The organism is Candidatus Thiodiazotropha sp. AKAK2 (assembly GCF_058244685.1).
In genome coordinates this window covers 113,554-139,105 of sequence record NZ_JBSYOP010000022.1, presented here as the reverse complement: position 1 = coordinate 139,105, position 25,552 = coordinate 113,554, and the positions used below count along the sequence as shown (strand labels likewise).

The window sequence follows — 25,552 nt, the reverse complement described above, 5'->3', positions numbered from 1 at the left end:
AGTTGATGATGAACATCTATGTTGGAAATCTGCCTTGGAGCGTTAAGGATGACGAATTGAGAACGCTGTTCTCAGAGTTTGGTGATGTTTCAGCCGCCAATGTCATTATGGATAAGTTTTCAGGCCGCTCCAGAGGGTTTGGTTTTGTGGAAATGCCAAATACAGACCATGCGGAAACAGCGATCAAATCGCTGAACGATAAAGAGATAGGGGGACGCAGTCTGCGCGTCAATGAGGCGAAGCCTCGTGAGGAACGTCCTCAGCGCAGTCATCAGAAGCATTAGTTCTGCATAGCGCCTGATGTCTGATCTTGTCAGGCTCAGGCCGGGTTCGTGGATTCGGTGAATGACACCGGTTGATGTGACACTGATTCGACCCTGACAGATGCGGGTCGATCCACTGAGACCGGTAGATCCGCTGACTTTTGGGCAAAGTGTCTGTGGCTTTGCTCCTAGTGGATGCTGTGCCTGTTTTCATGGGCGTTCATGCCGACTCTGATCAATTTCCGGGTTGATTATCCAGCAGCAGGTTGAGTTGGGTTTGAGCCCCGTCCTTGCCAGATGCTTATCCGTATGCACTATAATTAGCCGGCTGCGGTTTTTAGTGCAGGATTTGGATCTGTCATATCATGAAAGCATTACTTCTATTTTTTACCTTGATTCTGGGTGCCTTCCTGGCCTGGCCATACACGGCGGTCTATCGTCTGGAGCAGGCATTGCTTCATGATGACCATCAGGCGCTGCAGCAGATGATCGATGTGCAGGCGGTACGGGAGCAGATCAAGCGGAAGCTCAACAAGAATGTTGAAAGTAATATCGGGGATGTCTCCAACGGCTTCATCGATTGGTTGCAGAGCGGGATTCAGCGTCTGGGTTCAAACGCTGTGGATGAGATGGTCGATCTGAATTGGGTTGTCAGGCAGTTACGGGCCCACAATCCCCGATATGACAGGGGAGGAGTCTACGATAGGCTGACTTACGCTTTTTTTGACGGCCCCGACAGATTGCTTCTGCGTATCGGTGAGCTGGATGAGAGCCCGGTTCATGCCCACTTGAGCCTGCAGGGTACCAACTGGCGTATCACCGCGGTCTATAACTGATCATCGCACTCCATCAGCTGCCGCCCCCGTTGCGGCAGGATTGATCCCTGGTGGTCTCCGTAGTGGTTCGCTATCTCGTTGATTATTAGTCTATATATTGAGGCTTTTTCAGTTCTGTCTTGGGCTGCCGACGATCCCTCTGTTGCCGGTCGCTGCCAACCCCCCTTCGAATTGCAAAATCACTAAAGAAATTGTGAAACCGGTCGCTGTTACAGGCTGTAGCATGGCTCTGCCATCGTAAACATCAAAGAGACCGATAATAATGGTATGTCGCTGCATAGAGCGTCTATCATGGAGAAACTAGGGAATCGAAACATGGCTGAAATCAGTTTCAATCAAGCCCTTTTTGAAGCTTGTCCGACCGGGATGTTGGCAATCGATGAGGATGTCTGTATACGCTGGATAAATCCGGCGTTGGAGACGATGCTTAACCTCTCGGTTGATGAGCTCGTGGGAAAGGATAAAAACACGCTGCCCGAGGGGCTACATGCCCTGTTTGATGAGACAGATATGCTACATCTCTCTCTCAACGGTGACGGGGAACGCTGGTTACGACGGGATGTCCGGCAGGTGGAAGATGGCTCACAAGCGACCCTCTGGCTGCATTTCTATCAGGATGTCAGTCAGCAGGTCAAGGCCCAGCGTGAGAGTGAAGAGCTGCGGAAGCAGGTCGAGGATCTCACCATCACTGACGAACTGACCCGGATGTCCAACCGCAGAGCCATCATTCAGGCTCTGGATGCACAGGTGACCCGAAGCCGGCGCTATGGCAATCTCCTGACCCTCAGTGCGATGCGTTTGACTCATCCGGATGGTGCGGATCAGTCTCTGCCGGATCAATCGATACTGGTGATGTCACAATATCTGCGCGAGCGGCTGAGATGGGCCGACGTGATCGGTCGTTTTGAGAACCAGTTGTTCCTGCTGGTGATGCCTGAAACCAGTATCGAAGATGCCGAAAACCTACTTCAGCAGATCGTCCAGGAGTGTCAGGAAGGCGCGCTCAAGGATCTGGCCGATAATCCTGTGCCGGTTTTGCAGTTCGGTGTTGCCGAATGGATGAAGGGTGATGATCCGCAACGCCTGATAACCCGTACGATTGAATCGATCTGACAGTACACTAACGGGCCTAAGAGGGTTTGAGGGTTCAGGCAGGGTAGGTTGCAACGGAGGTCGAATGCCTGATACTCAAGCAATCAGTTTCGACAACGGCATTAGCCGAAAAGAGCTCAACGAGGTGCGGCAACGTTTCATGCGTCTGCACCGGGCGCGTCTGAGACGGATTCATCTTGAGTTGCGACCCAGTCAGCAGGAGTTTCTCGATCTGCTGCCGCTGCTGTTCCACATCAATCATCCCATGCTGCCGGGTTTTGTCAGCAGTGACACGGTAACCGGCATACCCGACTACAGTCCCTCGAAAAAATCCCTGGATGCGGCGGCCAAACTGAGTCGCAGTTTTCAATACAAAAGGCGGGCCCAGCGGGTCTACCATATTCACGGGCTCTATCTGATGGGCAGTACCGGGACCATTGGCCAATCGTTTGGCAGTGATTTCGATCTCTGGCTCTGTCACAATCCGAGCTTGAACCAACATCAGCGGGATCAGCTGCAACAGAAGGTCAAGCTGATCGAAAAGGCAGCGGCTGAACTGAGCCTGGAGCTGCATATCTTTCTCATCGATCCGGAGCGTTTCCGGCGTGGGGAGAAGTCCCGTTTGTCCCGGGAGAGCACTGGCACCACCCAACACCATCTGTTACTGGAAGAGTTCTATCGCAGTGCTGTTCTATTGGCTGGACGTTACCCTCTTTGGTGGCTGGTGCCGCCTGAACAGGAGGACGATTATCAAACCTATGTCGAGTATCTGCTGTCCCATCGTTTCATCAAAGCCAGTGAGGTGTTTGACCTGGGAGGCTTGAATCGGGTTCAGGCGGGGGAGTTCTTCGGTGCTGCCTTGTGGCAGCTCTATAAAGGCATCGATTCACCCTACAAATCGATCCTGAAGATTTTTCTCATGGAGGCGTACAGCCACCAATATCCCCATCCGAAATGGTTGGCCCAGCAGGCGAAGGAGGCGATTTATGCCGGTGAGACCGACATCGATATGTTGGATGCCTATATCCTGCTCTATCAGAAAGTTGAAGAATTTTTAGAGGCTAACAAAGATACTGACAGACTTGAGCTGGCCCGTCGCTGTTTCTATTTCAAGGTTGGCGAACATTTGAGTCAGGTCAGAAAGGGGCAGGGTAACTGGCGCGGCCGAATGATGCTCAAACTGACCCGGCAGTGGGGCTGGAGTCAGACTCAACTGCAGATGCTCGACACCCGCTCGGAATGGAAAATTGACCGGGTGATCAAAGAGCGGAATGCACTGGTCAGTGTATTGACCCGCAGTTATCGGTTGCTCACCGACTTCGCCAGAAAATTTGCCAAAGAGAGTCATATCGATCCCCACGAACTCAATCTGCTGGGGCGAAAACTCTATACAGCCCTGGATCATAGACCCGGTAAAGTTGACCATATCAATCCGGGTATCTCAAAGAACCTCTCAGAGGATCATCTTACTCTCAGTTATCGGCCTGCCCGGGATGGCAGTACGGCCTGGATGCTGTATCGCGGCAACATCGAAGATGAACATCTGTACGAACAGCGGCCGATCAAGATCTCCACCAATCTGATTGAAATACTGGTATGGAGTCATGTCAATCAGGTCTGGTCCAGGCATACCCGCATTACTCTGGTATCCGGTGATTCCGAGCTGACGAGAAAAGAGCTGCTCTCTCTGCAGCGCAGTATTGCAAAACTGTTCCCTGATCTGATGCCCCCTTCTGCGGGGATGAAGACCTTAGCGATGCCAGCCTATGCGGTTACCGTAGGGCTGTTTCTCAATATCGGCACAGATCCCATGGAGTTTTTGACCAGAGAGGGCAAACAGCTGACCAGCGAACGTCACGACCCTCTGAGTTTTGCCGCTGCCAGATCCAATCTGGTGATCAATCTGGAAAAGCTGGTTTTGACCAGTTGGGGTGAAATTCTGGTGACCCGGCATGAGGGACCGGAAGGATTGATGGATGCGCTGTGCAGTGTCTTGAATATGCCGAGTGATGAGCGTGATAAGCAGCCAATAATAAGCGCCTTCAGTTTTTCTGGTGTGCGTGGCAGTCAGATCGGTTATCGGGTCAATGAGCTGTTTGAACATGTCATAAAAAAATTCAAGCAGGAGTCATTCAGCTATGGTCGCTATCTGTTCAGGATGGGAGCGGATTTCTATATAGTTCAGAAAAAACAGCAAGAGTTTGTCTGGCGTAGTGTTGAGTCGTTTGAAAGCCTGTTGGAGGAGTTGATGCAGTCACAACAGGTATTCCGTCCACTGGAGTTCGATGCAGAAGTGCTTGAGGAGAGTCCCTATCCGCTCCTCTATTTATATAATAAACCGGATGTGATTCAGCTGTTTTTCCAGGTCACACCCCATGGTATCGATATCCATATTCTCGATGAACAAGGTTCACTGTTTAGACAATCCCTGAAAGCTGATAGCCCACGCTTTTTGATGTTGCAGCAACGGCGTTTTCTGAATAGCCTGCAACAGCTCAGAAACCTGGTGCTGAGTAGTGAGAGTGACCTGCTGGCTGAGCCGGAATTCTATGAGTTGATGCTGGGGAAAAACAGTCAGTGGCGGATCAAACAACGCCGTGTGCCGCTGAAGAGCTCCGATGATTATATGGAAGTTGTATTGGTTGCTGACGGTACTGATGCGGATGCCAGGCTGGTCTCGCTGGTTTGTGGTGAACGGGAGTTCACGCATATGGAGTATGGTGATGCGCTCTATTCGGTAGTCGCCGAGTACATAAACAGTTTAAGAAAAAGCGATAGTAAATATCCAATCTACATGACGTCAATCCGTCTCAGTGGTTTGCAGATCATGCCGACCTTGGAGACAGTCAATCTTCTCAATCTGAAGAAGCGGGTTGAAAAAAGAATCAATCAATAACCCGGCATCTTCTGTCAGGTTCCTGGAGTACGAGCTTTAGGATTACTCTACTGAGTGACTTTCGTCGTTTTAACCCGTCAACTGACTCTCTCCCCTATTCGCCGGAAAGAGTATACAAACAACCCCTAATTCAGGATTGCTACTGGAGCATATGCTTAACTGGTAGTAGTTTGTCACTCAAGATGACCACTGATGGAGAGAGCCATGACCACGATATTGATTGTTCTATTTGTCGTTATACTCGCTGTTCCCCTGATCTATCTGTCAACCTTGAAAGGTGAATTCGTGGTGAGTCGAAGTCTGACGATCGGGGTTGCTCGGGAGCAGGTTTTTGAAAAAATAAAAGATTTCAGAAGTTGGCCGGAATGGAGTCCCTGGTTGATGCATGAACCGGAGGCACATCTCGAATATTCAGATGCACCGGATCAGCAGGGTGGCTGGTACAGCTGGGATGGGGAGACGGTTGGCGCCGGGCGTTTGACCCATATGAAGTTTTCAGGATCAGACAAAATAGAGCAGAAGATTGAATTCCTGCGCCCATTCAAGTCGGTCAGTCAGGTCTGGTGGGAACTGGAACGGCTGGATGAGGGCAATACACAGGTAAGTTGGAATATGTCTGGCAGCATGCCTTTTCTGTTTCGCTTCATGACAAAAAAAATCGCTGAATATGTGGGCAAGGATTACGATACCGGTTTGGCCATGTTACGTGGCGTACTTGAGCCTGGTGCGGAGTACCCCCGTTTCAGTTTTGCAGGCGTTGTCGAGATGCCTGCGCAAACTGCCTTGACGATTCCATTTGAGGGTGACCTGGAGACGATGAAAACCGCGATGGCGGAAGGGTTCTCGAAGCTGGGTGAATTTGCCGCGGAGAATCAGCAGTTGACCAGCGGCTGTCCCTTCACCTGTTACCATGACGTTGACTTGCAGACGATGTATTTCAAGTGTGATATGTGCCTGCCGGTCAATCAGGAAGTGACGCAATCCGGATTCAAGCAGAAGCAGTTCCCTGCTGGCCGCTATTACAAAGTCACCATGCAAGGGAGTTATCAGTTTCTGGAATTGGCTTGGTATCAAGTCTATAGCCATCTGCAGATGCAGAAGATCAAGCCACGAAAGAAGGCGGCCTCTTTCGAATTCTATGAGAATGATCCGAACGAAGTCGGTCATACAAATGAAATAAAAACTTCGCTCTATGTGCCGGTTAAGTAAGAGGATGGCTTGGCTTAATCGGCCAGGTTGAACTCAGTGGTGTATTGTCCGTGAATTAAAGCGCTCTATTAGTTTTTAGCAGGCCCTAGTGGCCTACTAGATGATCACGACCCACTGAGTACAACCCGATGATTCATGACTGTGTCATTTCTTCGCCGGAGCTGCAGCAACCGGCCCGATATACTCGATCTCGAAAGTCAGGGTTTCATTGGGGCCAATCTTTTTACCGGCACCTTTCTCGCCATAAGCCAGTTCAGGTGGCATCACAACAACCCACTTACCGCCAGGCTGCATTCTGGTGATGGCTTCACGGAATCCTGGCACGACACTGTTGAGATTGAATTGTGTCGGTTTACCTCTTGAGTGGGAGCTGTCAAAGACAGTGCCATCGATCAGTTTACCTGTGTAGTGAACCTCGACCCGTTGATCCGCTTTCGGATGCTCCCCATTGCCCGGGGACATCACCTCATACTGGAGGCCGTTTTTAAGCACGGTCACGCCCGTTTGTTTGGCATGCTCCTCACGATACTTGGTGCCTTTGGCAAGGTTCTCTTTGGCCAGTTCCGCTCGGGCCGCTTTAGCATCCCCATAGAATTTCCTGAGTGCGGCCTGCATCTCTTCCTGGCTCAGTTGAGGCTGCTTTTTTGCCAGAAAGTCGGATACCGCCGCGGCAAAAGCATCCGCATCCACTTCGCGGATATCCTGGGCAACCAGCATCTGGCCGATTTGAAGTCCAATCGCATAACTGTACTTCTGTTTGTGGGTGTTCAGTTCAACCGCAAAGCCAGTCTGTGCAAAGCCGAGGAGTAAACTGAAGAAGATCAGAAACTTGTTTTTCATAGTCTTGAATTAATACCTGTTTGGATTTAAGGAGCCTCTGATAAGTCCGTCATTGTGGCGAATGCCGGAATCCATCTGCTGGACCCCGGCATTCGCCGGAATGACGAAAAGTGAAATACTCAGAGGTTCGTTGGTTACAAAGCGTCTACTCAGACAGTCTGATGATACCAATAGTTCGATCGTGCCATCACCCCTGTTTACTGTCTGTGTCGTCGAAGTCCCGAGGGGATGGGAGCGATTGAGCAATGATGTAGATAGGCCGTCGCTTAACCTCTCTATAGATCTCTGCAATGTACTCTCCAATCAGCCCGAGCCCGAGTAGAATCATACTACCCATCACCAGTATCAGCAGTATGACTGTTGGAAAACCGGCTTCGGCATAGCCCTGCCATTTATACCATAAGGTCTGAATTGTCAGTCCCAAACTGAAAACCAGGCCGGCAAATCCAAACCAGGTCACAATCCTGAGAGGTAGTGAGGAGAAGCTGATAATGGTGGAACGGGCCAGCCGCAGCAAGTGCCCCGCACCCCAATGACTCTCTCCGGCATTGCGGGATGGAGGATCGAATTCGACAGCGATCGCCTCAAAGCCGAGCCAGGTTGTCAGGCCGCGAAAGTAACGGCCGACTTCCGGCAGTGCGATGTATTGATCGATTGCTGCCCGGTCGAGCAGTTTGAAATCACTGGCTCCATCCAGTTTCATGCCGCTGGAGAGATTGAACAGCCGATAGTAGAGTCGTGCACCCAGGCGTCTTAGGGCTGATTCATCCTGGCGCTTGCGTTTCACTGCCTCAACCACTTTGGTTTTTCCACTCTGCCAGTGTTCAATCATTTGCGGGATGAGGGCGGGGGGATGCTGCAAATCCGCATCCATCACGACGGCAGCCTGACCGCTTGTTGCGCGAAGTCCAGCCAGTATCGCCGCCTCCTTGCCAAAGTTTCGGCTGAATCGTATCGCTTTGATCGGGATGGTGCTGTCGTTCGCCAGACTTTTGATCGCCTCCCAACTGCTGTCTGTCGATCCGTCATCGATCAACACGGCCTCAAATTGTGTGTCACTGCCAGCCAGGCACTGTTCCAGGTTTTGCCAGAATCCCGACAGAGCGGATTGCTCGTTATAGATGGGAACAACCAAGGAGATCAACATGTCAGGCTCCGGCTTTTGAGGCGAATATGTAGCGTCTCATCGTAACAAAGTTAATGACTATGATAATAGCCTCGGTGATCAGCTTGGCGGCCACGGGGTGGAGCTGCAGCAGATTGATAAAAGCCAATAACAGGATGATGCTGAGAGTGTACGAGACAAGCCACAGAATCAGATATTGAATGAGTTGCTGGCGTAGCGCCTGAGGGGTGAATTGCCGATCCTCGAAAACAATGAGCTTGTGTCCGGCAAATGCGACCAGGGCGCCGACAACCCGTGCGATTGTCTGCGCAGGTACGATGCCGATATGGGAATAGGTCAGAAGGAAAACCAGGAAGTCCACCACCCAGGAGGCGCCACCCACCAGCAGGTATCTCAGAAACTGTCGGCTCAGTACCTTGTTGAGCAGGGTTTTGGTGAGACGGGTGTTCATGGTTTTAATGACAGTAAGTCGTTGCAGACGCTAGCCTGTTGATTGGGCAACAGACGGATTGGTGAATAGGCGGAACGGATCAGCAGGCAGCTCTGTTTGGCCGCCAGATCCCGGCTGTCGCGATCCGCATAATCGAGTGTCAGGGTAAAGCGGTATTCCCCTGCCGACTCTGCTTTGACTGGTGCAAGTTTGCTTTTGATACGTTTCGGCTGCCGCGGGGTGATCAGAATGATCTCATGCTCAAAGTCATCGGCCGGGTGAACAGAGTGCCCTTGAAACTGCAATCTTTGCTCGTTTTGCATGCTCATGCTGAGTGATCCAGGGCCTGCTTCGAACAGTGGGGGATAGGGGGGCGAGATGGCAACAGTGAGGATTTTCGGCGCTTTTGGCTTGGGCTTTTTTCCACTTTTTATCCGATCTGAAATATTGATTATACATTGGCAATCGGTGTCATAACGCCAGATGCTTTTCTGTTCGGTATCGATTGACCTCAGGTTGCGGGAATCCATGAAGAGGGGAAGCTTCTCGGTCGATTTTTCCGATACTCTGGCCTGGGCGTATCTGGCGCCGTTGAGTACCGTGTCCAGATAGTAAGCGTCCTTGATCTCCTTGGCGTAAAATATCCCGCCGGTCGGCGGCTGCAGAAAGAACCCATACACAGCGTCGAACCGACTGATTCTGGATTGCATGGCCTGTTGTGCCTGCCATGCCTGAGTTCCCGCCGCAGCCATGAAGATCAGCAGGATCACAGATTTCAAACCAATGTTCAGGGAGTCCGTGTTTGCCAGGGCGATGATCAGTGTCATCGTGAAAAGCCACCAGGGAAGCAGCAGATAGCGGTTGGCCTCGGTGATCCCGGGGTGCTGGGTCAGGGGAAGCAGTGGCAGCAGTACCGCAAGCAGCGCAACGACCATCAGTGGAATATTGAGTCGTTTTCTGAGTGCCAGGGTGACGATCAATGCAATGAAAATCAGACTCAGTAACCAAGGCAGGTAGGGTGTGGCAAACAGCAGTTCCGGAATGGCGCCATAGGATTGCACCGCCTTGCTCAATGAAAATGCCTGACCACCTGCATCGTATCCACCGACAAATGATCCCAGCACGGCAAGTCGCCAGAACATATAGGCGGCAGACCAGATCAGCATCGGCAGCGCCAGCTTGAGTCGGACTGAGAGTGATTGGCCCGGCAGCAGCAACAACACGAAAGGCAGGGGGAAATAGACTTCCTTGCAGGTGGTGGCAATCACATAGAACAGAGTTGTCAGGGGTGTCAGTAACCAGTGCCTTCTATTCAGATTGAGCTGAAACGCATAGATCGCAAGTATGCTAAACAGCAGTCCGCTGACATAGTGGCCGACCATCAGTTGCTGGGCAACGAATTGTGTCGGTGCGCCAATTAAAAAAAGAACCCCGCCAAGAAAGGCAAACAGAGGGCTAACCCAGCAACGTAACAGGAAGTAACTGGCAATCGCGCAAGCGGCAAGGGTGGTCAGGTGCTGAATATAGAAACCTTTTGGATCAAACCCGAACAGCCATAGGTTGAGATCGAAAATCAGTGGGTTTGTCGGGGTCAGGTTATTCAGCGAGTAGCCCCGGGTGATTGCCGGATTGAAAAAATAGTCGAAGGGGGAAAAACGGCTGGCATAATCGAGAAGCCAACCGTCATCGAAACGCCAGTTTCCCGAGAGAGCGTTCTGGTTGAGTAAAAAAGTCAGTGCCACCAGGCCGAACAGTAGGGCCGCGGTGATCAGGTTTTGTCGAACCGGCACAAATCAACCTTGCAAGCTGTTGTGGATAGTATTGACACGGACAAGCGATGTTCCCGATCAATAGATTTCTGGAACGGTAGCATGAACCGAACTGCGAAATCGACAGGTCCTGGAGGACCATGCGGTAAATTCTGTTTTGTCATTGGCGAGCATTTGCGGTGATGAGCCTCCATTCGCGGTCGATCGCTCGCTGCTCTCAATCGAGTTGTTTCAGGCTGTTGTGGGCCTGGCTCGGCAATCATCGGGTTCTGATGTATCATAGCGCCTTTTACCCTCTAGACTGGAAACTGAAGGCGCTTGTTCAAGATCTATCGAGACCTCTACCGGCATCGCCAGAGCGTCATGCTGATGGTGCGGCGCGATACCCTGCTCAGAATAAAAGGTACCCTGTTGGGGCCCTTGTGGCTGCTGGCGCAGCCCCTGTTCCTGCTGCTGGTCTACAGTTTTGTCTTTTCGGGGATTCTGAAAATCAGCTTCCGGCCTGATGGTGGCAGTGGGGATTTTGCGCTCTATCTGTTTGCCGCGTTGATGCCCTTCAGCGCATTGCAGGATGGTCTGCAGCAGGCAAGCAGCAGCCTCTCCAACAACCGTGATCTGTTGCTGAAGACCCAGATGCCGGCGATTGTGTTTCCGGCAATTGCCGCCTTTGGCACTTTGATCCAGGAAGTCCTGGGGTTGGTGATTCTGGTGTTTGCTGCCTGGGTTATGGGCTATCCTCCCGGCAAAACCCTGATACTGCTTCCTGCACTGATCGCCCTCCGGTTGTTGTTGACCTTCTCCCTGGCGCCCCTGGTGGCGATACTGTCGGTCTTCATCAAGGATGTTAGTCAAGTATTGCCGATGATCATGATGGCGCTCTTTTTCACCACTCCGATCATCTATCCGGTGGAGATGATCCCGCAGAGTTTTCGTCCGTTGATTGAGGGTAATCCCCTGACCTGGCTGGTCGAGGCATATCGCTCAGTCATACTTGAGCAGTCCTGGCCAGTGGATAATCTTTTGATTGTCGGACTCTCGGCGCTGATCATCATGGTGGTCACGGGGGCACTGTTCAGTCGCCTGCAGCATCGGGCGAAGGACTTCCTTTGACCGCGATCGAAGCCCGACAGCTGTCGAAGAGCTACCGACAGTACGCCAAGCCGATCGATCTCTTCAAGGAGTGGTTGCTGCGTAAGCCGTTTCACAATCAGGTCGACGCTTTGGCACCCATCGATCTGACCATCCCCAAGGGCACCACCTTTGGTGTGATCGGCGATAACGGAGCAGGAAAATCTACGCTGCTTAAATTACTTGCGGGGACGCTGACACCAACCACCGGCAGCCTGCATATAGAAGGCAGAAAATCCGCCATACTCGAACTAGGCTCAGGTTTTCATCCGGAGTTTTCCGGGCTGGAGAACATTCAACTGGCCTGCTCCCTGTTGGGACTCTCTGCGGCGGAAACCGCTGAGAGAACACCGCAGATTATTGAATTCTCCGAGTTGGGCGTCGCCATCCATCGCCCGGTTAAATCCTATTCGTCCGGCATGTTCGTACGCTTGGCGTTTTCCGTCATCACTTCGATCGATCCCGATGTACTGATCGTGGATGAAGCCCTCTCCGTCGGAGATGCCCTGTTTCAGAAAAAGAGCATGGACAGGATGATGAGGTTTCGGGATGAGGGCAGAACGCTGGTATTCTGCTCGCATAATCTCTATCAGGTGAAGGAGCTGTGTGAGCAGGCTGTCTGGTTGGAGAACGGTGTGGTCATGGGTATGGGCGAGTCAGCCAAGGTGGTGGATGACTACCAGGACTCTGTCAGGCAGCGGCAAAAAGCGGGTAGCAGAGATCGTGCCGCACCGGATGCTGAGGCGGCCGGCGATGTCTATCTGACCGAGGTGGTGTTGGAGGGTGGTATCGACACGCCGGAAAACATACCGCTCTATCAAACCGGCGATCATTTTGCGATTCGGGTCGAGGCCGATATCGGTTCCCGGCCAGCGGATGATGTGCATATCGGTTTGGTATTGATTCGTAACGATGGACTTCAGGTGTATGGTGTATCAACCTTGATCGATCAATTGGGTCTCTACCCGATCGCTGACAAGCGTTACGGGGTCAGGCTGGTATTTGATCCGATCAATCTGATGTCCGGGGATTACGCCCTTGAGGCCTGGCTGATTGACCGCAGCGGACTGCATGTTTACGATTCCCGTCCGGTTTGTTGTCAATTTCGTGTCCGACATGAGACCAGTGAGGTCGGAATGGTTAAAATGAGCCATCAGTGGGAACCTATTGCCTGAACCGTAATCACACCATGACCGGTCAATTGAACTGGTGTGAATATTACCGATTCACCCGGCCGGTGAGTTGCTATGATGTGATGGCATCTGATGATATGAATGTTGAGGATGAATGAGGTGGCTGAGAGATTGAACCTGTGGGATCTCCGGCTCAAATACAGGGTGCTTTTTCCCGCTCTGTCCCATCTGCCCCGGTATGTCTCGTATCGTCTGGCCAGTTTGTATGGCCGAGGTGAGTTTCGCCGCAATCAAGAGATGGCCACTCAGATCGCCCATCAGATGCGACGGGGAATACCCGGTCTGGCGGATCAGGCCTACGAGGAGTGGACCCGCTATTTCTATGCCATGCAACAGCGTGAAATATTGGATACCTGGTACTATCCCGGCCTGATGAGTGCGGAACAGGTCGGCCGCTTCATCGAAGTGGAGAATTTTGAATCGGTGCTCTCCTATCGTCGGGAGGGGCGGCCGATCATCTTTGCCGGGGCCCATTTGGGGCGGTTCTGGATGCTGGGCGTCACCACTGCGGCGTATGGTATTCCGACCAGTGCGCTGGCCCGGGATGATGAAGAGAGCAATACATGGGGGCTGCCGGAAGCGGAGTTCCAGTACCGCAGACTGAAACTCTCCCGCTTGCGGGATTGCTATCGCAGTGAATTTGTCACCCCGGGGGTCTCCAATATGCGGCCCCTGCTGGAGGCCCTGCGGGAGAGGCCGATCGCGATTCTTCTCGATGTGCCGTACGGAAAGGGGAGTCCCGGTCTGGTATCGGTACCTTTTTTCGGACAGGATGGCTATTTTCCGGAAGGGCCGATCAAGATTGCGAAGCGGGTCGGTGCGGTGATTCAGCCATTCAGTGTGGATGAGCATCGTCGTGGGGTTAAGTTGAATTTCCACAAACCTGTGGAGGTGGAGGGTCGATCCAGCGAAGCGCTGTTGGCTCTCCTGGTGAGTGATATCGAGCAGCGAATTCGCCAAAATCCGGGAAACTGGTGGCAGTGGCAGGCACTGCCCATGTACTGGGGAGAGGTCTGATCGGTCGCCGACCATCGATCTGTCAATTGATGGCTGTCAGCTGATTGCGTAGAATTTGGACTTTTAATGAACATAAGTTGTGTCAGGAGCCTGTAATTGTGAGAAAAAGCGTTCTGCTTGTGCTGGTGATGTTATTGAGCGCATGCGCCACCAATCCGGAAATTCAGGCTCAGAAGGACGAGGAGATTGTCGCAACACGCGCCCAGGAGCGATGGAATCTGCTGGTTGATGGGCGTGTGGAGTCCGCTTACGACTATCTTTCCGCTGGATATCGGCTGGTCACACCCTATTCCCACTACATGAAGACGGTAAAAGGGGTGGGTTTGTGGAAATCTGCCGAGGTTCAGAAAGTTAATTGTAAAGAAGATGTCTGTAAGGCCGATATCAAGATTCAGATGGAGATTCGTCATCCGATGATGCGATCGCCGGCTCGTACCGAAAGTGTTGTTATTGAACAATGGCTTAGGGATAAGGACGGAGTTTGGGGATTTCTTCCCACGGTAAAGTGATAAACAAAAATGTTTCTGTTGTTTTTATGATACATTTTTAAATAATCCCTATAATTACAGAATGTTATGGTGGGTTATTCTTGAGTTGTCTACTATTTTGCATTAAAGCAAGCACTTAACAGGAAAATTAATGCTTGTGGGCAACCTGGACTGTGCAGGCGTTTCGAATTTTGTGACAAAATTGGAAATAATTTTTTGTAGTATTTACAACATGTTATTGCTGTCATTTGTAAATATGCAACATTTTTTCATTTTTTTGCTACAATTCTGCTTGTTAGCTTGCAGATTTATGGTAGACTTCTGGCGTGAGATTGGACTTATGGGTTGTTTGTGGCCTGAGACTTTCCTCACAAAGGAATGATCATTCCCTTGAAAGGTCATGGGTTTGAGTCAATAATCCTCTGCGGAGTGCCTGGACTCATGGCTTATAGCTGGCCGCATAACAGGCTCAGTTAGTTTTTAGTGTTAACACGCAAGAAAATAGGAGACACAACTGTGTTGAGAAAATCTAAGATCGCTGCAGCCATGCTGATGGCTACTGCTACAGCCGGAGTCAATGCGGCTTACGTCAATACTGACGGTACTGGCCAGGTTGCGCTGCTTCCTTACTACAATGTAAACAACAATATCCTCACCAACATCAATATCACCAACACCACTGATCTTTACAAGGTGGTCAAGGTTCGTTTCCGTGAGTCTCGCATCTCTGCTGACGTGCTCGACTTCAACATCTACATGTCTCCTTATGACGTGTGGAACGGTACTATTCGTCTGAATGCTGCTTCTGGTGTTGCCAACATCATCACCGAAGACGAGTCTTGTACTTTCCCTGACAAAGCTCTGCTTCAGGCTGGTGTTGACTTCCGTAACATCTACGATGCTACTACCGACGAAGACCTGACCGAAGGTTACGTTGAGGTTATCGAGATGGGTACCATCGCTGATGGTGCTGGTCCTGCTTCCGACGGTGGTGAGACTGCTGAAATCGACGGTGGTGCTGTTGACGCTGACGGTACTATTACCGCTGCTACCAACGACCGTTCCATCCCTGCAGGTCTTCTGCATGATGCGACCGGCATGCCTGCTGACTGCTCTGTTGTAAGCGACGCCTGGACTGCTGGCGCTGCTGGCATCAACGGTTTCACCCCTGGTTCTATGACCACTGAAGGTGTTGCTGCTGACGCTAACGTGGCTGACCCTTATGAAGCTGGCGGCATCAACGCCGGTCTGGTCTACACTGCACCTGATCGCGGCGGCATCAATGCTTACGCAATCATGATCAACGCGTCTGACGGTGCGGCTTTCGTTGAGCAGGGCACCCACATTGATGGATACGCCACTGTTCCTCAGCACTATCGTTCAAACGATGCGGCTAACTACCTGCTGCCTTCGCTGGCCTCTGGTGATGTACAGACCGCTGAAATGCTGAACGCTGATGCGACTGCTGTTAAAGCTACCGGCGCTCTGAGTCTGACTGAGTTCGATACCGGTGCTGTCAACGACATCACTCCTAACCCTTCAATCCCAATGGGCTCCAACCCATTCCCGATTGCTGTGGCTCTGAGTGCTGACGCTGTTGCTGCTCCTTACTTCACTGAAGCTGGCATCAACGGCGGTACCGACATCGTTGTGACCTTCCCAATGCGTAAGCATGGTGTCTACAACGGCGGTATCCTGACCAACCAGCTGGACGCTACTGCTGCAGCTTGTGTCGGCACCCTGAATGACGGTGTTGACGATGGTGCATCTGTTGCCATTCCTAACGTTGGTACTACCGGTAACGACTATCCAAATGACGGTGCTGGCACCATTTGTACCAACGCTGGTTTTGCTAGCAGCACTCCTGACGTTCAGGTTAGCCTGACCTACTACGACTACGAAGAGCAGACTGCTGCTGTAGTTGCTGGTAGCGATGACTTCTCTCCTGTACCGATCGACGCACCTACCGTCATCGCTCTGGAGCGTGAAGTAAACGTGATTAGTGTTCAGCGTAACGACGGTTCCAGTGCTTCTGTACTGGGTACACCTGCCGCGAACGTCTTCAACTGGACTCTCGATCCTGGTTTCGAGGCTGGTTGGGTCATGATCGGTATGTCTAACTACGACTACAACACCGACACCCGCATCGCCAACCTGACTGAAGCTGTTGGTGGCATCAACGCTGCTGGCGCTGGCGTCTTCACTGGTGTTCCTGCCATCGGCTTCTCCGCCATGGCTGCTGATGTCGGTCCTGCTCAGATCGGTGAGACTGTTGACCTGATCCGTAGCGTAAACCGCAACTAATACAAATCGCTTAGGCGATCTTGTAGAGAGGCAGGCCTTCGGGCCTGCCTTTTTTTTTGATCGATTTTTTCCACTGGGTCTACTTCTGATACTTGGATAGAGAACTTTAACGGCAGTTAAATACTCTATGTTTGAAGATTTGTTCTGGTGAGTCACTCAGATTGTCTGGTATGTACAGAAAACCTGACGGATGAGTATAATTGCCTCCTTTTTATTGATGATAGCTTGATGTTACTCGAGGTGTGTAATGCGTTTGTTCCTTGTTGGTCTGTTGGGCGTTCTTTTGGCGCCAGCACTCTCCGCTGAGGAGGATGTTTTAATGTTTGGTGGTGATATCAAGGTTGAACGAATTGATCTGGACGCCTTGCTTGTCGATGGACCGGCTAAAGCGCAGAAGGATGTCCTGGCGAGCAAGAAACAGATTCTGCAACTACTCCGCCAAACCTATCTGATCAGGGCACTGGCTGATGAGTACAAACAGCAGGGATTGGCTGACAATAAACTATTACAGGCGAAAATCAGACGTCAGCAGGAGAGAATGCTCTATTTGGAGCGGTTGAAACAGATTGACGAACAGCCGATTCCCGATTTCGCAGATGCGGCCAAGGAGCAGTATCTTGGGAATCCGGATGAGTACAGTATTCCTGAAAAAGTGGATGCTAAACATATTATGATCTCGACCACAGACCGGCTGGCTCAGCACCATACTCGGGAAGAGGCTCTGAAGATTATCAAGAAGGTCAAGGCCGAGCTCGATGCGGGGCGAACTTTTGAAGATCTGGTGCCGATCTATTCAGAAGATCCCAGATCCAAGGACAACCAGGGTACCCTGGGTGTTTTCAAGCGGGGCGCCATGGTCAAGCCTGTGGTGCAGGCGGCTTTCAATATGAATAAGCCGGGTGAGATCAGTGATATAGTTGAGAGTGAATTTGGCTTTCATATTGTCAAGCTGGTTAAGAAGTTCCCACCGCAAAAGCAGAACTTCGAACAGGTGAAATTGGGCATTATTGAGAAGTTGACGAAAGACTATATTCGCAACAGACGTGAAGCCTACTTCGATCAGCTGTTGGAGAGCAACGATGCGGCAATCTATGAGGATCTGGTAGAAGAGTATATTGCCAAGCGTCTCGATGATCTGGATAAGCAGCAACCTGTCAAAGAGTAATTGAGTTAAAAATTCTGTGGCCGAGTACGATTTCAAGCTTGATCTGAATGTGGAGAACAACTCCCATACTCAGCTGGTCAAGCGAATTCCAAAGGGTAGTCGAGTTCTGGAACTGGGTTGTGCGACCGGCTATATGTCTGAATACCTGCGCCGGGAACTCGACTGTTATGTGGTCGGTGTGGAGTATGATCGCGCCATGGCGCAGAAGGCGAAGCAGCACTGCGACCAGGTGATCGTTGGTGATGTGCAGAAGGATAACTGGTTGAAGTCACTGGGTGACGAACCCTTCGACATCATCACCTGTGCGGATATTCTGGAGCATCTGAGAGACCCGATCTCTCTGCTTAAAAAACTACCGAAATATCTGAAAGAGGATGGCCGACTGCTCGCTTCTCTGCCGAATGGTGCTCATGCGGCGTTGCGACTTGAGTTACTCGAGGGGCGTTTCAGTTACGAGGATACCGGTCTTCTCGACCGGACCCATCTTCATCTCTTCAACTACCATTCATTGCGAGAGCTGTTCGTTCGCAGCGGTTTCCGGGTGGATGAACTTTCGTACACATTTCATGACATGGCGGATACGGAGATCGTTCGTCGCCTTGAGAATCTGGGACTGAGCGCTTCAGACAAAGCGCTGGGGATGTTTCATACGCCTGAGGCGGCGGCGTTTCAGTTCATCGTCACGGCTCATCCGGACGAATTGGTATCCATCGAGGATTTTCCGGCTTTGACTGACAAACCGATGGAGTCCTCGATCGAGGTCTACCGGAATCTCTACGATCAACTGCATCAGACCGGAGAGACGGCGGCGACCCGTCTTGAGATGGTGAATGAGCGCGATCAGCTGTTGCAGCAGCAGCGAGATGAGATGCATGGGTTGATCGAGGTGCGTGATCAGCTGGTGAATCAACAACAGGAGCTGAACAGGGTTCTTCATGAAACCCAGGCCAAACTGACTGACGAACAGGCGAAAAACGATGAGCTATCCCATCAATATAAAATGAGTGAGCGGGCCGTTCGCTCGATGGGTCACGAAAAGGATGCGGTGGAACATCGGTTGAAGAGCGCTAAGCAGCATCTACACGATGTGACCAACAGTACCGGCTGGCGTGTCTATACAAAACTGATGTTGCCGCTGAGTCTGTTCCGGCGCTTCAAGCCGGCCATTGGCGGCTTGATCAAAAACCCAAAAATGCTGGCAACCTGGGTCAAAGAGGGCAAGCGTCTCTACAAAGCCGGCGGGCTCACCGCGATCCGCAATCGGCTGACCGATCATGCCTCGCCTACCTATACCTACTCCCTATGGATCAAGGATGTGGAGCCGGTTGGGCTGCCAAAACTTGAATCGATCGAAGCGCTGAACGAGTGGGAGGGTCGTCCTCTGATCTCGATTGTCATGCCGGTCTACAATGTGGAAGAGGCCTGGTTACGTGAAGCGATCGATTCCGTATTGGCACAGACCTACGATGACTGGGAGCTCTGTATTGCGGATGACGCTTCGACGAAAACCCATATCAAACGGGTATTGAAGGAGTATGAAACCCGTTTCAAGCGAATCAAGGTAGTCTATCGGGAAGAGAATGGGCATATCTCAGCGGCGACCAACTCTGCGCTTGAGCTGGCAACCGGCCAGTTCGTTGGTTTGATGGATCACGACGATGTATTGGCACCGCACGCCCTGTTTTTTGTTGCCCAGGAGATCATCCTTCATCCGGATGCCTCCGTCTTCTATTCGGATGAGGATAAGCTGAATAGTGAAGATGTGAGATACGACCACTATTTCAAACCCGATTTCAATCCGGACCTGATGCGCTCGCATAACATGATCTGCCATTTCGGAGTCTACCGACGTTCACTGCTGGAGAAGGTGGGTGGTATTCGGGAAGGTTATGAAGGGGCCCAGGACTACGATCTTGCGCTGCGTTGCCTGCGTGAGTTGGATACCCGCAAAGAGGTGCGGCACATACCCTGGATTCTCTACCATTGGCGTGCCATTCCTGAGAGCACCGCATCCGGTGCCGATGCAAAATCCTATGCCATGAAGGCGGCGATCAATGCGGTCAAGGATGATCTTGAGAGTCGTGGTATCGAGGCCAAGGTCAGCGAGTCAAAACTGATCGCCGGCATGATAAGAGTTGAGTATCCGTTGCCGGAAGTTCAGCCGTTGGTGTCGATTATCATCCCGACACGCAATGGTGAAGCACTGGTTCGCCAGTGTATCGAAAGCATCAAAAATCGCACCGATTACAAAAACTATGAAATTGTGATCGTCGATAATCAGAGTGATGATCCCAAGACCCTGGAATATTTCTCCCAACTGGCGTCGGTCGATAGAGTGAAGGTGATTCGATACGATCATCCCTTCAACTTTTCAGCGATCAACAATTTTGCGGTAAAACAGACAACAGGCGAACTGCTCTGTTTTATGAATGATGATATCGAAGTGATTTCCTCCGGTTGGCTGGATGAGATGGTCAGTCAGGGTGTGCGTCCTGAGATCGGCGCCGTCGGTGCCCGCTTGTGGTATCCGGATGGCCGCCTGCAGCATGGTGGTGTGGTGCTGGGTCTGGGTGGCGTGGCGGGCCATGCCATGAAATACACCTTTGAGGAGAATCGTGGCTATATGGGGCGTTCTGTGCTGGTGCAGAACTACACCGCGGTTACCGCAGCCTGCATGCTGGTCAGAAGAGAGGTTTTCGAATCCGTTGACGGTTTCGATGAGGAGAACCTTGCGGTTGCCTTCAACGATGTGGATATCTGTATCCGTATCTATCAGCAGGGGTACAACAACCTCTGGACACCCTATGCTGAGTTTTACCACCATGAGTCAGCCTCCCGTGGTGCGGAGGATACGCCGGAGAAACAGCGCCGCTTCTCCGGAGAAGCGCAATACATGTTGGATAAGTACGGTCCCTTGCTTGAGCGGGATCCAGCCTATAACCCGAACCTGACCCGCTGTGGAGAGGATTTCTCTCTGAACTGGAAAGGGGTCGAAGAGGATTGAACGAGATGTCTGAAAAAGCCGATATCGAAGAGTTTACAGCACTGGCCAGCCGTTTTGTCGAGCTCGCCAATAAGATGAAGGATGAAGGCAAACCGGTGCAAATGGTCAATGCGGCCTTGATGTCTGCTTCAGCAACTTATGCTACCTATATCCATGCGGGTAACGAGGGTTATCTGAAGCCCAGTGGGGTGAAAAAGCTGGTCGATACTTACAGCAATCAGGTTGAAAATATACAGAAGATAAAGAAGCAAGCGACAGATCAGGGGTAGGCCGGCTTTTGTCGGTATAAATGTTTCCCCTGTCGTCGGGTAAATGATGCAACTCTACTGAACGATTCATATATGAAACTGGTTATCTCCATTGTTTATTATGACAGTAGACTGGATATCTTAAGGGATACCCTGCAGAGCATCGTCAGCGCCCTCGATTACACCCTGGCTGAAAGAAGCGATCTTGAAGCGACGGTGGTGGTGGTCGATAACGGTAGTATCCTCAGCAAGGTCAAACAGCTGGTTGGGCAGGTTGTCGGAGCACGTAAGTATCAATGGATGGTAATCGGTACCGGTGGCAATATCGGCTATGGGGCAGCGCATAATCTGGTGATCCTCAACCAGGAGAGTGACTACCATCTGATCATCAATCCGGATGTGGAGGTTGTGCAGGATGCCTTCAGTGAAGCCCTCAATTATATGGAAAAACACCCGGAAGTGGGTTTGTTGTCTCCCTACTCGGAAGATCCGGATGGGCATAAGCAATATCTTTGCAAGCGCTATCCCGCGGTGCTTGATCTTTTCCTGCGCGGTTTTGCACCACGAACCGTGAAGCGCTATTTTTCAGAGCGTCTGCAGGAGTATGAGATGCGCTATGAAATGGATCAGCATGCGCTGAGTAAGGAGGTTATGGCCAGCGGTTGCTTCATGTTTGTGCGCCACAGTGTGCTCGATAAGGTGAGAGGTTTTTCACCCGATTTCTTTGTCTACTTCGAGGACTTTGATCTTTCGATCAGGATCGCCAAACAATCGATCATCGCCTATGTGCCCGAAGTACGGATCGTGCACGGTGGTGGCAATGCCTCGAAGAAGGGGCTGAAGCATATCCTGATGTTTGCCAAATCGGCTTTCATTTTCTACCACATACATGGCTGGCGATGGGCTTAGGCCCGGATAGACTCAGGTGGCCAATAACACAATCGAACTGGAGTCCAGACCCTGTCCGCTGGGGTGTCCTTCGGCTGATCAGCCGGTGTTGACCGGACATGACCGGATCAACAATCTGCCCGGCGAGTTTCAGGTGGTGCGTTGTGACAGCTGCGGCCTGTTGAGAACGGATCCCCGACCGACACCAGCCAGCATGGGTTTCTACTATCCGGACGATTATCCTCCCTATCTGGGCACGCAGGTAAAATCCCGCAATGGCTCCGGAGGGCTTAAGTGCTGGATAAAATCCCTGCTCGATACCAAGGCTCAGGCAATCCCTGAATTGCAACCGGGCAGAATGCTCGAGGTGGGCTGCGCTTCCGGTAACTATCTGCATAAAATGGCCAATCAGGGCTGGCAGGTAAAAGGCATCGAGTATTCACCACAGGCAGCGGCATCCACCAGAGAGAACGGTTATCAGGTCCATACCGGATCCCTGGAATCGGTCGACCTCGACGCGTCAGAACTTGACCTGATCACCGGCTGGATGGTGCTCGAACATCTTCATGATCCTCTCATGGGATTGAAAAAACTCTATGGCTGGGCAAAACCCGGCGCCTATCTTGCCCTCTCGGTACCGAATGCGGCATCCCTCGAATTCAAGCTGTTTCAATCCCGCTGGTTTGCCTTGCAGCTGCCCAACCATCTCTACCACTTCACCCCTGAGACCATAACCAAACTGCTCCAGCAGGCTGGCTGGGAAGTTGAGGCCGTGCACCATCAGCGGGTGCTCAGCAGTCTCTTCTCCAGCTTGGGCTATCTGCTGCAGGAGCGCGGCTGGCATCGGCTGGAGCGCTGGGTTGTCGGTCGTCCCTCTGATAAAGTGCGTTTGTATCAGTTGCTCTATCCGTTTGCCTGTGTTGCGGCCATCTTCGGTCAGACCGGGCGTATGACGGTGTGGGCGAAAAAGCCGGATTGAGCGAGTACGCTCGGTTTGCCCTGTGGTTGATGAGCAGATCAGCCGGGGCAATGAAAAAATCGACAAGCGCCCTATGAACGATAGACAGAAAGAACTCACAAGCGGTAACCGGTTGGCGAAAAACGTCATCTGGAATCTACTCAGTGTGGCGGTTCCGTTTCTGGTCGCTATCGTTACCATTCCAATCCTCATCGATGAGATCGGTAAGGAGCGCTTTGGTCTGTTGGCCATCAGCTGGATGTTCGTCGGCTATTTCAGCCTGTTCGACTTCGGTCTCGGACGTGCGCTGACGGTACTGGTGGCGAAGTGTCTTGGAGAGGAGCGGGAAGCTGATATCCCGGCCCTGACCTGGACCGCCCTGACCCTGATGGGCATTCTCGGTGTTGCCGGATTCATCATCATCCTGATCATTTCGCCCTGGCTGGTCGGCACGGTATTGAATGTGCCTGTGCAGCTGCAAGATGAAACCCTCAAGGCCTTCTACCTGTTATCGGCATCCATACCCCTGGTGATCACCACGGTTGGTCTGCGCGGGGTGATCGCGGCCTATCAGCGTTTCGATCTGCTTACCGCGATCCGCATTCCGATGGGTATTCTGACCTTTCTTGGCCCAGTCGCGGTATTACCCTTCTCAAACAGCCTCTATCCGATCGTCGGGGTGCTGGTCGTCGGACGACTGCTGGCCACCATTGCCCATCTGCTGTTGATGTTTCGTATCGTGCCCGAGGTTCGGCAGGGTTATCACTACGACGAGACTCAGACCCGCCAATTGCTGGGCTTTGGCGGTTGGATGACGGTCAGCAATATGGTGGTGCCGCTGATGGTCTCGATGGACCGTTTTGTCATCGGTGCGGTGTTGACGGTTACCGCGGTGGCCTTCTATACCACCCCTTATGAGATCGTCTCCCGACTGTTGGTGATACCTGTTGCGGTGGTTTCGGTACTGCTGCCGGCCCAATCGACCACCCTGGCGAGGGGCGGGATCGCCGACCGGGAGCATTCGGCCCGACTCTTCAACAAAGGGCTGAGTTATATCTCCATCGCCCTGTTTCCTCTCATTATCCTGATCATCGCCTTCTCCTATGACGGGTTGAATCTGTGGGTTGGCGGGGAGTTTGCCGAGAACGGCTATCTGGTGATGCAGTGGCTGGCGGTCGGGGTTTTCTTCTACGGCCTCTCCCTGGTGCCGTTCAATCTGGTGCAGTCTGCAGGCCATCCTGATTGGTCTGCCAAGTTACACATGCTGGAGCTGCCCCTCTATCTGGCCGCTCTGTGGTGGGCTCTGTCGGCCTACGGAATTTTGGGTGCCGCTGTTGTCTGGACCGTCCGGGCCTTTGTCGATGCGATCGCCCTGTATGTGATGGCGTTGTTGTTGATTCCGGAGTGTCGCACTTCCATCCGCCGTTTCATGCTCTCCATGGGGGCGGCCTTGATGCTGTTTCTACTCACCGCCCAGCTGGATGGTCTGTTGAACAAATTTCTCTTCAGTTCGCTGTTGCTGTTGTTGTTCGGGCTGTTTGTCTGGCGCTGGGTGCTGCAACAGAATGAGCGCAACTGGCTGCTGCAAATGCTGCATCTGAGGCCGGCCCAATGAAGGTGCTGCTGCTCAGTCGGTATCCGCGGCTTGGCGCCAGCAGTCGTTTGCGGTCCTATCAGTATCTGCCGGGATTGGCCGGGAACGGCATTGAGGTGTCGGTCTCTCCGCTCTTCTCAGAGGCCTATCTGGAAGATTTCTATGCCTCGGGAAGAAAGCGGCCTGCCGCGCTGTTCTCAGCCTATTGGGCGCGTTTGAAACAGCTGTTCAAGGCGAGGGAATTCGACCTGTTGTGGGTGGAAAAGGAGTTGTTCCCCTGGATGCCCGCCTCTGTTGAGCAGCTGCTCAAGCGGTTGGGGTTTCAGCTATTGGTTGACTACGATGATGCGATCTTCCACCGTTACGACCAGTCCGGATCCGCACTGGTGCGAATCCTGCTGGGAAAAAAGATCGATCGGGTGATGGCCAGCGCAACCCTGGTCACGGCCGGCAATGACTATCTTGCGAAGCGGGCGGAAGCGGCAGGCGCACCCCGGGTGATGCGACTGCCGACGGTGCTGGATGTGGCTCGTTATCAGCCTAAAACGGTAAGTGAGCATTCACCTTTTACCATCGGCTGGATCGGCTCCCCCACCACCGCCGGCTATCTGGATCTGCTCCGCGAGCCACTCTGTTCGGTGGCAGAAAAATACCCGGTTCGACTGATGGTGGTCGGTGCCCGGATCGAACCGATTGCCGCGCTGCCGGTGGCGTGTGTCGACTGGTCGGAAGCGCGAGAGGCGGAGCTGATCCAGCAGTTCGATGTAGGGGTGATGCCGCTGGCGGATCAACTTTGGGAAAAAGGAAAATGTGGTTATAAGCTGATCCAGTATATGGCTTGTGCCCTGCCGGTGATCGCATCGCCTATCGGTGTCAACAGGGAGATCGTCGAGCATGGGGTGGATGGTTATCTGGCTGAGGACGCGGCAGCCTGGGAGTCGGCGCTGATCCAACTGATCGAGAGTACGCCTCTCAGGCAGGAGATGGGTAGAATAGGTCGAGCCAAGGTAGAGCAGCACTACTCACTGGCGGTGATGACCGCACGGCTGGTCTCCGCCATCAGGCAATCGGCGAGTAGTTGAGCGGGTACTGAATGGGTGTATT

Annotated in this window: 21 protein-coding genes; 17 read left to right on the top strand and 4 right to left on the bottom strand. The window is 52.2% G+C overall.

Going from position 1 to position 25,552, the window contains the following annotated elements; translation table 11 throughout:
- Positions 1-8: 8 nt before the first annotated feature.
- The 5 genes from rbp (at position 9) to AC4IE8_RS09445 (ending at position 6,296) form a co-directional block, all read left to right on the top strand.
- Positions 9-284, top strand: coding sequence for an RNA-binding regulator (gene rbp / locus AC4IE8_RS09465; protein WP_068994628.1), 276 nt, complete (start codon positions 9-11; stop codon positions 282-284).
- Between the two features lie 344 nt (positions 285-628).
- Entirely contained in the window at positions 629-1,099 is a 471-nt protein-coding gene (locus tag AC4IE8_RS09460) for a DUF2939 domain-containing protein (RefSeq protein ID WP_068994627.1), read from the top strand.
- A 315-nt stretch (positions 1,100-1,414) separates the two neighbouring features.
- The gene (locus AC4IE8_RS09455) at positions 1,415-2,212 is read left to right on the top strand and encodes a sensor domain-containing diguanylate cyclase (RefSeq protein WP_068994626.1); all 798 of its coding nucleotides are present in this window, start codon (positions 1,415-1,417) and stop codon (positions 2,210-2,212) included.
- 64 nt (positions 2,213-2,276) lie between these two features.
- Positions 2,277-5,087, top strand: coding sequence for a class I adenylate cyclase domain-containing protein (locus tag AC4IE8_RS09450; RefSeq protein ID WP_490790879.1), 2,811 nt, complete (start codon positions 2,277-2,279; stop codon positions 5,085-5,087).
- Positions 5,088-5,291: 204 nt separating this feature from the next.
- Positions 5,292-6,296 carry an SRPBCC family protein gene (locus tag AC4IE8_RS09445; protein WP_490790878.1) on the top strand — a complete coding sequence of 335 codons (1,005 nt, stop codon included), beginning with the start codon at positions 5,292-5,294 and terminating at the stop codon, positions 6,294-6,296.
- A gap of 144 nt (positions 6,297-6,440) precedes the next feature.
- Here AC4IE8_RS09445 and AC4IE8_RS09440 read toward each other — a convergent pair whose 3' ends face one another.
- From AC4IE8_RS09440 to AC4IE8_RS09425, 4 genes are all read right to left on the bottom strand, one after another.
- Positions 6,441-7,136, bottom strand: coding sequence for an FKBP-type peptidyl-prolyl cis-trans isomerase (locus AC4IE8_RS09440; protein WP_068994623.1), 696 nt, complete (start codon positions 7,134-7,136; stop codon positions 6,441-6,443).
- 187 nt (positions 7,137-7,323) lie between these two features.
- Positions 7,324-8,283, bottom strand: a complete 960-nt coding sequence (locus AC4IE8_RS09435) for a glycosyltransferase family 2 protein (protein WP_083226191.1) — start codon at positions 8,281-8,283, stop codon at positions 7,324-7,326.
- A 1-nt stretch (position 8,284) separates the two neighbouring features.
- Positions 8,285-8,713 carry a GtrA family protein gene (locus AC4IE8_RS09430; protein ID WP_068994622.1) on the bottom strand — a complete coding sequence of 143 codons (429 nt, stop codon included), beginning with the start codon at positions 8,711-8,713 and terminating at the stop codon, positions 8,285-8,287.
- The gene (locus AC4IE8_RS09425; RefSeq protein ID WP_490790877.1) at positions 8,710-10,482 is read right to left on the bottom strand and encodes a hypothetical protein; all 1,773 of its coding nucleotides are present in this window, start codon (positions 10,480-10,482) and stop codon (positions 8,710-8,712) included. Before AC4IE8_RS09425 ends, AC4IE8_RS09430 begins: the two co-directional genes overlap by 4 nt.
- A gap of 297 nt (positions 10,483-10,779) precedes the next feature.
- Between AC4IE8_RS09425 and AC4IE8_RS09420 the strand changes: the two genes are divergently transcribed.
- The 12 genes from AC4IE8_RS09420 to AC4IE8_RS09365 all read left to right on the top strand — a co-directional run bounded on the left by AC4IE8_RS09420 (position 10,780) and on the right by AC4IE8_RS09365 (position 25,530).
- On the top strand, positions 10,780-11,571 hold the full coding sequence (locus AC4IE8_RS09420) for an ABC transporter permease (protein ID WP_068994620.1): 792 nt from the start codon (positions 10,780-10,782) through the stop codon (positions 11,569-11,571).
- Positions 11,568-12,764: an ABC transporter ATP-binding protein gene (locus tag AC4IE8_RS09415; protein WP_490790876.1), complete on the top strand. Its 1,197-nt coding sequence runs from the start codon at positions 11,568-11,570 to the stop codon at positions 12,762-12,764. The genes AC4IE8_RS09420 and AC4IE8_RS09415 overlap by 4 nt, the downstream gene beginning before the upstream one ends.
- A gap of 117 nt (positions 12,765-12,881) precedes the next feature.
- Positions 12,882-13,799 carry a lysophospholipid acyltransferase family protein gene (locus tag AC4IE8_RS09410; RefSeq protein WP_490790875.1) on the top strand — a complete coding sequence of 306 codons (918 nt, stop codon included), beginning with the start codon at positions 12,882-12,884 and terminating at the stop codon, positions 13,797-13,799.
- 98 nt (positions 13,800-13,897) lie between these two features.
- On the top strand, positions 13,898-14,308 hold the full coding sequence (locus tag AC4IE8_RS09405) for a hypothetical protein (protein ID WP_069003098.1): 411 nt from the start codon (positions 13,898-13,900) through the stop codon (positions 14,306-14,308).
- A 462-nt stretch (positions 14,309-14,770) separates the two neighbouring features.
- The gene (locus tag AC4IE8_RS09400) at positions 14,771-16,591 is read left to right on the top strand and encodes a hypothetical protein (protein WP_490790874.1); all 1,821 of its coding nucleotides are present in this window, start codon (positions 14,771-14,773) and stop codon (positions 16,589-16,591) included.
- 247 nt (positions 16,592-16,838) lie between these two features.
- Positions 16,839-17,756 (top strand): peptidylprolyl isomerase, encoded by a 918-nt coding sequence (locus AC4IE8_RS09395; protein WP_490790873.1) that lies wholly within the window; start codon positions 16,839-16,841, stop codon positions 17,754-17,756.
- Between the two features lie 16 nt (positions 17,757-17,772).
- Positions 17,773-20,760 carry a glycosyltransferase gene (locus AC4IE8_RS09390; RefSeq protein ID WP_069015338.1) on the top strand — a complete coding sequence of 996 codons (2,988 nt, stop codon included), beginning with the start codon at positions 17,773-17,775 and terminating at the stop codon, positions 20,758-20,760.
- A gap of 5 nt (positions 20,761-20,765) precedes the next feature.
- Positions 20,766-21,029, top strand: coding sequence for a DUF3144 domain-containing protein (locus AC4IE8_RS09385; protein WP_069003093.1), 264 nt, complete (start codon positions 20,766-20,768; stop codon positions 21,027-21,029).
- A gap of 72 nt (positions 21,030-21,101) precedes the next feature.
- Positions 21,102-21,917, top strand: a complete 816-nt coding sequence (locus tag AC4IE8_RS09380; RefSeq protein ID WP_069015339.1) for a glycosyltransferase family 2 protein — start codon at positions 21,102-21,104, stop codon at positions 21,915-21,917.
- 16 nt (positions 21,918-21,933) lie between these two features.
- On the top strand, positions 21,934-22,875 hold the full coding sequence (locus tag AC4IE8_RS09375) for a class I SAM-dependent methyltransferase (protein WP_490790872.1): 942 nt from the start codon (positions 21,934-21,936) through the stop codon (positions 22,873-22,875).
- 73 nt (positions 22,876-22,948) lie between these two features.
- Entirely contained in the window at positions 22,949-24,469 is a 1,521-nt protein-coding gene (locus tag AC4IE8_RS09370) for a flippase (protein WP_490790871.1), read from the top strand.
- Positions 24,466-25,530 (top strand): glycosyltransferase family 4 protein, encoded by a 1,065-nt coding sequence (locus AC4IE8_RS09365; protein WP_490790870.1) that lies wholly within the window; start codon positions 24,466-24,468, stop codon positions 25,528-25,530. Before AC4IE8_RS09370 ends, AC4IE8_RS09365 begins: the two co-directional genes overlap by 4 nt.
- Positions 25,531-25,552 lie beyond the last annotated feature (22 nt).

What these genes read in the sequence shown, in the direction of transcription:
- rbp (WP_068994628.1), top strand. Translation starts at nt 9, where the DNA reads ATGAACATCTATGTTGGAAATCTGCCTTGGAGCGTTAAGGATGACGAA.
- AC4IE8_RS09460 (WP_068994627.1), top strand. Translation starts at nt 629, where the DNA reads ATGAAAGCATTACTTCTATTTTTTACCTTGATTCTGGGTGCCTTCCTG.
- AC4IE8_RS09455 (WP_068994626.1), top strand. Translation starts at nt 1,415, where the DNA reads ATGGCTGAAATCAGTTTCAATCAAGCCCTTTTTGAAGCTTGTCCGACC.
- AC4IE8_RS09450 (WP_490790879.1), top strand. Translation starts at nt 2,277, where the DNA reads ATGCCTGATACTCAAGCAATCAGTTTCGACAACGGCATTAGCCGAAAA.
- AC4IE8_RS09445 (WP_490790878.1), top strand. Translation starts at nt 5,292, where the DNA reads ATGACCACGATATTGATTGTTCTATTTGTCGTTATACTCGCTGTTCCC.
- AC4IE8_RS09440 (WP_068994623.1), bottom strand. Translation starts at nt 7,136, where the DNA reads ATGAAAAACAAGTTTCTGATCTTCTTCAGTTTACTCCTCGGCTTTGCA.
- AC4IE8_RS09435 (WP_083226191.1), bottom strand. Translation starts at nt 8,283, where the DNA reads ATGTTGATCTCCTTGGTTGTTCCCATCTATAACGAGCAATCCGCTCTG.
- AC4IE8_RS09430 (WP_068994622.1), bottom strand. Translation starts at nt 8,713, where the DNA reads ATGAACACCCGTCTCACCAAAACCCTGCTCAACAAGGTACTGAGCCGA.
- AC4IE8_RS09395 (WP_490790873.1), top strand. Translation starts at nt 16,839, where the DNA reads ATGCGTTTGTTCCTTGTTGGTCTGTTGGGCGTTCTTTTGGCGCCAGCA.
- AC4IE8_RS09385 (WP_069003093.1), top strand. Translation starts at nt 20,766, where the DNA reads ATGTCTGAAAAAGCCGATATCGAAGAGTTTACAGCACTGGCCAGCCGT.
- AC4IE8_RS09380 (WP_069015339.1), top strand. Translation starts at nt 21,102, where the DNA reads ATGAAACTGGTTATCTCCATTGTTTATTATGACAGTAGACTGGATATC.
- AC4IE8_RS09370 (WP_490790871.1), top strand. Translation starts at nt 22,949, where the DNA reads ATGAACGATAGACAGAAAGAACTCACAAGCGGTAACCGGTTGGCGAAA.
- AC4IE8_RS09365 (WP_490790870.1), top strand. Translation starts at nt 24,466, where the DNA reads ATGAAGGTGCTGCTGCTCAGTCGGTATCCGCGGCTTGGCGCCAGCAGT.